Source organism: Streptomyces colwelliae (genome assembly GCF_048158785.1).
Classification (GTDB): Bacteria; Actinomycetota; Actinomycetes; order Streptomycetales; family Streptomycetaceae; genus Streptomyces.
On the sequence record NZ_JBLTJC010000434.1, the window covers coordinates 1 to 7973 of the forward strand.

7 protein-coding genes are annotated in these 7973 nt (G+C 73.3%); 4 read left to right on the top strand and 3 right to left on the bottom strand.

The annotated features are described in order from the left end of the window. Nucleotides 1-815, top strand: an 815-nt coding sequence (locus ACNFOC_RS46660) for a helix-turn-helix transcriptional regulator (RefSeq protein ID WP_416965070.1), incomplete at its 5' end; no start/stop codon positions are given. Between the two features lie 184 nt (nt 816-999). Here ACNFOC_RS46660 and ACNFOC_RS46665 read toward each other — a convergent pair. After that, complete coding sequence (locus tag ACNFOC_RS46665; RefSeq protein ID WP_416965071.1) at nt 1000-3603, bottom strand: CHAT domain-containing protein; 2604 nt, start codon at nt 3601-3603, stop codon at nt 1000-1002. Between the two features lie 110 nt (nt 3604-3713). Between ACNFOC_RS46665 and ACNFOC_RS46670 the strand changes: the two genes are divergently transcribed. Genes ACNFOC_RS46670 through ACNFOC_RS46680 form a run of 3 tightly spaced genes read left to right on the top strand, consistent with a single transcriptional unit; the run spans nt 3714 to nt 6333 of the window. Then, nucleotides 3714-5150, top strand: a complete 1437-nt coding sequence (locus ACNFOC_RS46670; protein ID WP_416965072.1) for a S8/S53 family peptidase — start codon at nt 3714-3716, stop codon at nt 5148-5150. After that, nucleotides 5147-5785, top strand: coding sequence for an RNA polymerase sigma factor (locus tag ACNFOC_RS46675; RefSeq protein WP_416965073.1), 639 nt, complete (start codon nt 5147-5149; stop codon nt 5783-5785). The genes ACNFOC_RS46670 and ACNFOC_RS46675 overlap by 4 nt, the downstream gene beginning before the upstream one ends. A gap of 5 nt (nt 5786-5790) precedes the next feature. Continuing rightward, nucleotides 5791-6333, top strand: a complete 543-nt coding sequence (locus tag ACNFOC_RS46680) for a hypothetical protein (RefSeq protein WP_416965074.1) — start codon at nt 5791-5793, stop codon at nt 6331-6333. Between the two features lie 55 nt (nt 6334-6388). On the opposite strand, the gene ACNFOC_RS46685 is transcribed toward ACNFOC_RS46680, so the two are convergent. Both ACNFOC_RS46685 and ACNFOC_RS46690 read right to left on the bottom strand, forming a co-directional pair. Further along, nucleotides 6389-7612, bottom strand: coding sequence for a cytochrome P450 (locus ACNFOC_RS46685; protein WP_416965075.1), 1224 nt, complete (start codon nt 7610-7612; stop codon nt 6389-6391). Nucleotides 7613-7677: 65 nt separating this feature from the next. Next, nucleotides 7678-7973 (bottom strand): N-formylglutamate amidohydrolase (locus tag ACNFOC_RS46690; RefSeq protein ID WP_416965076.1); only part of this gene is annotated, 296 nt, incomplete at its 5' end.

A 7973-nucleotide genomic window follows, 5' to 3' on the forward strand; every position in this document is an offset into this window, starting at 1 on the left:
GACGACCGACATCGACTACCGCTCACGCGAGGGATACGGCGCGAACAAAGTCGCCGCGGAGCAGGTCGCGTTGGAGAGCGGGCTGCCCATCAGCGTGGTGCGGCCGTCGCAGATCCACGGGGTCGGGCGACGTACCCGCCACCGACGAAGCCCTCGCCCACCGCCCCGCCTCCGGCGACGCGGGCAGCTGGCTCGCGGCGGCACGCGGCGATGTGGAGGCGGCCCGCGAGATCGTGGACGGCAGGTGGAGCGAGGCCGAGGAGAACCGCGGCGCCGGCGTCGAGGACGGCAGGCCCGCCGCGTACGTGCTCTACGACGCCGTACGCCTCGGTGCTCCCGAACGCGTCGCCGGCCGGCTCGCCCGACTGCCCGGCGACGGACCGGCCGTCCTCGCGAGGCACGCGGAGGCGTTGGTCGACGGAGACGGCCCCGCGCTGGACAAGGTGGCAGGGGAGCTGGAACAGCGAGGCTTCCTGCTCTTCGCGGCCGAGGCACACGCCCAAGCGGTCCGCGCCCACCGCGACCCCCGCGCCGCCCGCATGTCCCGCACCCGCGCAGTCGCCCTGGCCCGCCGCTGCCAGGGCGCCCGCACCCCGGCCCTGTCCGGCCTGGTCCTGGGCGAACTCACCGCCCGCCAACGCCAGATCGTCACCCTCGCCGCCGCCGGCCTCAGCAACCGCCAGATCGCCGACCGCCTCACCCTCTCGGTGCGCACCGTCGGCAACCACCTCTACAGCGCCTACGCCCGCCTCGGCGCGAGCGACCGCGGCGCCCTGCCGTGGCTGGTGGAACTGCCGGCGGCGCAGTCGGCGTGAGGTGGGGGATCGGCGGGGCTGGGTCTGACCGGTGGTCCTGACGGCTCAGGTCTGGCTCGGTCGGCGGCTGGGGTCCTTTCGGTACGTCCGCGGTGGTCCCAGCGGTTGCCCCGCCGAACTTCACCTCTGACCGGTCGGGCCGAGTCGGTCTGAGCAGGGGACTTGCCGGGCTGGGTCTGCCCCCTCAAGCCGCCCCGAACGCCGAGAACGCCCACCCCGTCGCCTGATGCATCGCATCACCGGGCAGTGCCGCCCGCGCGTCGCGCAGGGCCTCCGCCAAGGACAGACCGGCGCGCAGGCCCTTGTGCAGGGTGAGCATCAGCGGGACCACCGCCGCGTCGTTGACGGGGGCGCTGCTCGCGACCACGCCCGCCGTGCCCAGCGGAAGCAACGCCGTGACCAGGCCGAGGAGTTCGTCCGCGCCGACCGAGGCGAGGCGGGCGGTGTCGCAGCTGGAGAGGATGATGCGGTACGGGCTGCGGGTGAGCCGTTCGAAGTCGTGGACGATGAGCGGGCCGTCGGCCATGCGAAGGGACGAGAACAAGGGGCTGTCCGCGCGGAACGTGCCGTGGGCCGCGATGTGGGCCAGGGTCGCGCCGTCCAACTCGGCCAGCACCCGGGGGACGTCGGCGTCGTCGTGCTCAAGGACCGTAGGTCTGCCGTAGCGGTCGGCGAGGTCGGGGACCTCGGCGCCGCCGGTCGCGAGACCCGGCCCGCGCACCAGGACGTGCCGGGCGCCGGGCGGCGGTTCGGTGTCCAGGGCGCGCAGCCAACTGCCCGCCGACGGCGACACACTGAGCACCCGGTCGCGCAACGAGGGCAGCAACGCCCAGGGAACGCGGTGGAGTCGGCCCGGCGGGACCACCACCACCGGTCCGGAGCCCAGGTGCCCGGCCGCCTCGCCGAGGAGGAGTTCCTCCAAGCGCCGGCCCGCCGCCTCCACCACCGGGAGCCTCGCCTCTGCTCCGGGATGCGCCAGGCGCCGTAGACCCGCCTGTACGTGTTCCGCCTCGGCCATCGCCTCCGCGAGGAGGCCCGCCTCGAAGCGGCGTACCCGGCCCTCACCGCAGAGCAGGGCGTGCACCCGGCCGTCCACGACGGCGAGTTCGACCAGCCGTCCCTCACCCAGGCGTGCCAGCAGGCGGGTCGGGTCGAAGCGGTCGCCCTCGCCGGGGGCATCGCCGCGCATGTGGAGGGTGCGGGAGCGGATCTCCCGTTCCAGGCGCCGCTGTTCGCGTTCCAGGGCCGGTACCGGGCGGCCCTCCATGCGGGCCTCCTCCGCGCGGGCGGCGATCTCGCGGAACGCCGTCAAGTCGCTGAGCAGGATCGGGTCGGCGGGAGGCCTGGTGGGCGGGGTGGAGAGGGCGGTCGCCCGCCAGCGTTCGCTCCAGACCAGGAGGCGTCGCGGGCCGCCGGAGGCGAGGCTCGCGCGCTGGGCCAGCGCCGCCAGTTCCGCGCCCTGCGCCGTGGCCCGCGCCCTCAACTCCGAGGCGCCCAGGGTCGTACGGTGATCGTCCAGGACGTCGAGGCCACGTCGGCACGCCTCCAGCACCCCGCGACCGGAGCCCGCGGCCTGCGCGCGCAACGCCTGTGCCGCCCAGCCGGTCATCCGGGCCAGCGGCGGGCCGCCGCGTCTGCTGCGGGCGGCCACCGCCAAGTGCCGTTCCGCGTCCGCCGTCCAGCCGAGGGCCAGTGCGATCCGGCCCGCCAACAACGAGGCTTCCGGTGCGGACGGTGAGCCGAACGCGGCCAGCCGGTCGGCCACCGCGGCGGCGTCCGCCACCAGCCGCCCCGACGCCCGCCCTGCCGCCAACCGGGCCTCGATCAGCACCAGTTGGGCATGGGTCTGCCACCAGGTGCGCCTTTGTGCGGCGAACAGCCGTACCGCCACGGCCGCGCGCGCGATCGCCGTGTGCGGATCGTCCGCGAGCCGCGCCGCCCGGGCGGCCACGAGCAGTAACTCCGCCTTGCGGGTGGACTGTCCGCCGATGCCGTCGAGCAGCCCGACCGCCGTGTCCGCGTGCGCCAGCGCCTCCCCGGCCAGGCCCGCGCTCATCAGCACCTCGCAGCGGCGGATGGTGAGCATGAACGTCGGGGTGGCGAGCTTGGCGTACATCTTCTGTGCCTCGTCGAGCAGTTGGAGCGCCACCGGGATGTCGCCCGACCGGAACGCGGCCAGCCCCCGGCTCTCCACCACGTCCGCCTTGTCGTGCTCCTGGCCAGTGGTCTCCCACAGCAGTTCGGCCGCCGTGAAGTCGGCGTCGGCCCGGTCCACCGCGCCGAGCGCGAGATGCACGGTCGCGCGCAGGGTGATCGCCCGCGCGATCCAGATCACGTCATCCGCCTGCCGCAGCACGGCAATTGCCCGCCGTACGTCCTCCAGTGCCTCGCGGTGCCGCCCCAGCACCCACCAGACGTACGCCCGCCGGTACAGCACCCGCGCCCGGGTCTGTCCCGTGCCCCGGGCGATGCCCCGCTCGAAGGCATCCAGACCCTGCCGGGTGCGGCCCGCGTGCACCAACGCCACACCGAGCGTGCCGAGGACGTCCGCCTCCCGGTCCGCGGAATCCGCGCGGGCGGCCAGGTCACGGGCGCGCCGCAGATGGTGCAGGGCGAGCCGCAGATCGCCGAAGTCCCGCTGCCACATGCCGATCGCGTGGTGCGCCACGGAGGCCCGGAACGGCGTCGGATCGCCGTCGAGAACCTCCCGCGCACCGGCCAGCGCCTCGCTCGGAGCCGCGAACACCATCGGCAGCAGTTCGAGAACCGAGTCGCTTCCCGTTGTCACTTCTCCCATGCTAGTGGTCCCAGGTGCAGACCACACAGGTTTGGAGCTGTATCAAGCAGCGGCCTGGCGGCTCTGATTGACGACCGCCGCCGCAGTGGGAGGAACACGCCATGGCGCCACAGCGATTCCACGAGCAGTTCGACCAGATCCAGCGCTCGATGCCCGACGTCCCCCTGGCGATGGGGCCGGACGACTCCGCCGAGTTCTTCTACGAGAAGGGCGTCGTGCTCGCCCGCGACGGCGAGGAGGCCCGCGTCGTCGAGGACGCCGTACGCGCGCACTTCACCGCGGCCACCGGCCTCAGCGAGGACTCCGTGCGCCGGGCCGGCCCCGAGACCAACCGGTCCGGCATCACCCGCATCCAGGTCGGCGACCCGGGCGTGGGCGACCGGCGCGGCGACCACGCCGTGGCGAACGCGCTGCGCGCCCTGCGCGAGCCGGAAGGCCGCGCCGGACGCCGGCTGATCAGCCGCAACCACGTGGTGTCGATCGCGGTGAACGCCTGTCCCGGCGACGAGCCCGTGCCCGCCCCGCTCACCGGGGGCGCCAACCCGGCGCCCGCAGAAGCCGGTTACGACGCCGACACCGCCGTGGGCGTCCTCGTCATCGACACCGGTCTCATGCGCGACTACCGGTCCTACCCGCTGCTGGCCCACGTCCAGGGCGACCCGCAGATCCGGGAGACGGACGACGCGGGAGTGCTCCAACAGTACGTAGGGCACGGCACGTTCATCGCCGGGCTCGTCGCGGCCGTCTCGCCCAACACCGAGGTCACCGTCCGCAGCACCCTCAACGACGCGGGCGCCATCCTCGAATCGGACTTCGGCGAGGCGCTGTTCGCCGCCGTCGACCAGAACGGCTGGCCCGACGTCATCAGCCTCTCCGCCGGCACCTCGAACGGCCGGACCGACGGACTCCTCGGCGTCGAGGGCTTCATGCAGGAACTGCGGGGCCAGCGCACCCTGTTGGTGGCGGCGGCCGGCAACAACGCCAGCGCCACTCCGTTCTGGCCCGCCGCCTACGCCGACCTGCCCGACTACCAGGACGTCGTCCTCTCGGTCGGAGCGCTGCGCAGCGACGGCGAGTTCGGCGCCTGCTTCAGCAACCACGGCGCCTGGGTCAAGGCCTACGCCCCCGGCGAGCGGCTCATCGGCCCCCTCACCGGCTTCGAGGCACCCACGCCGTACGCCTACCAGCACACCACCTACGACGCCTGCCGATTCGGCTTCACCTACACCTGCACCTGCCAATCGCCCGCCCACAAGGGCGTGTTGAGCCAGGCCGGGGACGCCGAGCCGGGCAGCCCGGACCAGGTGACGTTCGACGGGCTCGCGCACTGGAGCGGGACCTCGTTCGCCGCACCCGTCGCCGCCGGCATGGTTGCCGCCTTCATGACGGCCAACAAGGAGACCGACGCGCGCGCCGCCCGCACCCACCTCCTCACGGGGAACACCGAGTACGCCGAAGTACGCGGGGCGCACGTACCGGCGCTGCGCCCGCCCACCTGGCGCCCGGTCCCCGTCGTACCGCTCTCCCCTCCGGCATGAGGGCCGGAACCATCCCCTCCACGGCGTACGATGACATGCCGTACACGAGGGGTGGCACCGTGGAACGTGCAGAAGTCGGCGCGCTCGTCCAGTCGGCCGTCGACGGCGACGCGGCGGCCTGGAAGGCGCTCGTGGAGGGGTTGAGCCCACTGGTCTGGTCAGTGGTGCGCGCCCACCGGCTCTCCGACGCCGACGGCCACGAGGTGTACCAGACCGTGTGGTTCCGCTTCGCCCAGCACCTGCGGCGCATCCGCGAACCCGAGAAGGCGGGCTCCTGGCTCGCGAGCACGGCGCGCAACGAGTGCCTGAAGGTGATCAAGTCGCTACGGCGGCTCATGCCCACGGACGATCCCCAACTCCTCGACCGCATCAGCGAGGAGCGCACTCCGGAGCAGTCGCTGATCGACTCCGAGGAGGCCGCCTCCGACGCCGAGCGCATCCGGCGGCTGTGGCAGGAGTTCGAGGAACTGGGCGATCGTTGCAGGCAGTTGCTGCGGGTGCTGATGGCCTCGCCGCCGCCCAGCTATCAGGAGGTGTCCGCCGGTCTGGGGATCGCCGTCGGCAGCATCGGACCGATGCGCCAGCGCTGCCTGCGCCGGCTGCGGGCCCGACTCGACGCCCGGGGGGCGGTGTGAACGGCATGCACGACGACGGTCTCGACGCGTTCGGCGCCTTCGGCCAGGACCCTCTCGACGACGAGGAGTTCGCCGAGCAGGAGGGCGAACAGGACGACGGCGCCGGGGAGTTCGAGGACGGACTCCTGGAGGAGGAACTGCGGCAGGCCGCCGCCATCCTGGACCCGGTCCCCGCCGAGCTGCGCCAACTCGCCATGGACGCCTACGCGTTATATGACATGGACGCCCGGCTCGCGGAGCTGACCTTCGACTCCCTGGTCGACGCGATCCCGGTCAGAGGGGCCACGGTCGTCCCCCGCATGCTGACCTTCACCGCGGGCGACCTCAGTATCGACGTGGAGGTGACGAGCGAGGGCCTGATGGGCCAGGTGATGCCACCCCAGGCGGCCGGCATCGAGGTCCTGAACGGCCCGCAGGCCCTGCGCCCCACCACCCTCACGGCCGACGCCATGGGCCGCTTCAGCAGCGACGCACCCCCGAGCGGCCCCTTCGCGCTACGGCTGCGGGCCGGCGGGGAGGTCGTCGTCACGGAGTGGCTGCGGGCCTGAACGCCGGTGCGCGAGGACGGAGTTGTGGGCATCTCCGTCCTCGCGCGCAAGTGGCCTACCAGGTCACCGGCAGTGTCTGCGGCCCCCGGATCATCGTCTTCCGGCGCCAGACGATCTCCTCGGCGGGGACGGCGAGTCGGAGCCCCGGAAGCCGGTCCAGCAGGGTGTCGACGAGGAGTTCGGTCTGGAGACGGGCCAGCACGGCGCCGGTGCAGTAGTGCGAGCCGTTGCCGAAAGCCAGGTGAGGGTTGGGATCGCGGTCGACGTCGATGCGGTCCGGGTCGGGGAAGACGGCCGGGTCGCGGTTGGCGGCGAGGTAGGAGACGTAGACCGGGTCGCCCGCGCTGATGCGCAGGCCGTGCAACTCGACGTCCTCCAGGGCGATCCGGGCCAGGCCGACCGAGGAGCGGTGCGGGATGTAGCGGAGGAGTTCGTCCAACGCGGCCTCCCGGCACTCGGGTTGGCCGCGCAGCCGCTCCAGCAGTTCGGGGCGGGTGAGCATCAGGTACAGCATCTGCCCGCAGTTGTGGGTGACCGCCTCCCCGCCGATCTGTAGCGGGCCCGCCACACCGGCCGCCTCCGCCTCACTGATCTCGCCGCGGGCCACGGCACCGCCGAGCAGCGAGTACACGTCGGTGCCGGCGCTCTCGGCGCGGGCGCGGATGGTGTCCGTGATCCACGCGTACATGCCGTTCTTGGCGCGGTCGGCGGCCTCGGCGCCACCGGACGTGGAGATGATCTGCCGGGTCCAGGCGTGCACCTGCTCCCGGTCCTCCTCGGGCACGCCCATGACCTCGCTGACGACGGCGAGCGGGAAGGGTTCGAGGACCCGCTCCATCAGATCGGCCGGGGGCCCGTCCGCCACGACCCCGTCGACCAGCGCGTCGAGCAGTGACTGCGCCCGGGGCCGCAGCCGCTTCATCGCACCGACCGTGAACGCGCCCGCGATCGCCTTCCGCAGCCGGTTGTGGTCCGGCTGGTCGGCGAAGGCCAGCGACCCCGGGCGCGGCTTGAAGTGCGGGGCCATCCTGGTCACTTCACGTGTGGTGACCTCCGCCCGGCCGAACCGCGGATCGTTGGTGAACATCTTCACGTCGTCGTAGCGGGTGGCCAGCCACGCCCAGCCCTCGCCGTGCGGCAGCCGGATCCGGGTCAGCGGGCCCTCGCGCATGAGCTCCGCGAGGACCGGGTCGAACTCCGTCCCGGTCAGGTCGAGCGGGGGCCAGTCCCGGACGGGGGGCGGGGCCTGGCCGGTCAGCGTGGTGGTCTCCTCGGTCATGCGTCCACCCTCGTACGCCCCCGGCCGCCTGTCCTGCGGGAGTGCTCCAGCCGGAGGGCCGGACCCTATGCGGATACGGCGTTCACCAGCGTCGTCAGCGCGGAGGCGAGCCGGGCGACCCCCGGGCCGTCGGGCGCCCCGCCGGGCTCCGTCATGTACGTGTCCCGGCGGATCTCCACCATCAGGGCGCCGACCGCCGGCTCCTTGCCGTAGAACTCCAGCGGGACGTAGGTACCGATGAACGGGCTGTCGAGCCCGATTTCCCCGCAGGCCGCGAACGCCTCGCGGGCCGCCGACAGCAGCGCGGGCGGGGTGTGGAAGGCGTCGGTGCCGAGGCAGACGGCCGGGCGGGGGTCGGTGC

What these genes read in the sequence shown, in the direction of transcription:
- ACNFOC_RS46685 (WP_416965075.1), bottom strand. Translation starts at nt 7,612, where the DNA reads ATGACCGAGGAGACCACCACGCTGACCGGCCAGGCCCCGCCCCCCGTC.
- ACNFOC_RS46675 (WP_416965073.1), top strand. Translation starts at nt 5,147, where the DNA reads ATGAGGGCCGGAACCATCCCCTCCACGGCGTACGATGACATGCCGTAC.
- ACNFOC_RS46680 (WP_416965074.1), top strand. Translation starts at nt 5,791, where the DNA reads ATGCACGACGACGGTCTCGACGCGTTCGGCGCCTTCGGCCAGGACCCT.
- ACNFOC_RS46670 (WP_416965072.1), top strand. Translation starts at nt 3,714, where the DNA reads ATGGCGCCACAGCGATTCCACGAGCAGTTCGACCAGATCCAGCGCTCG.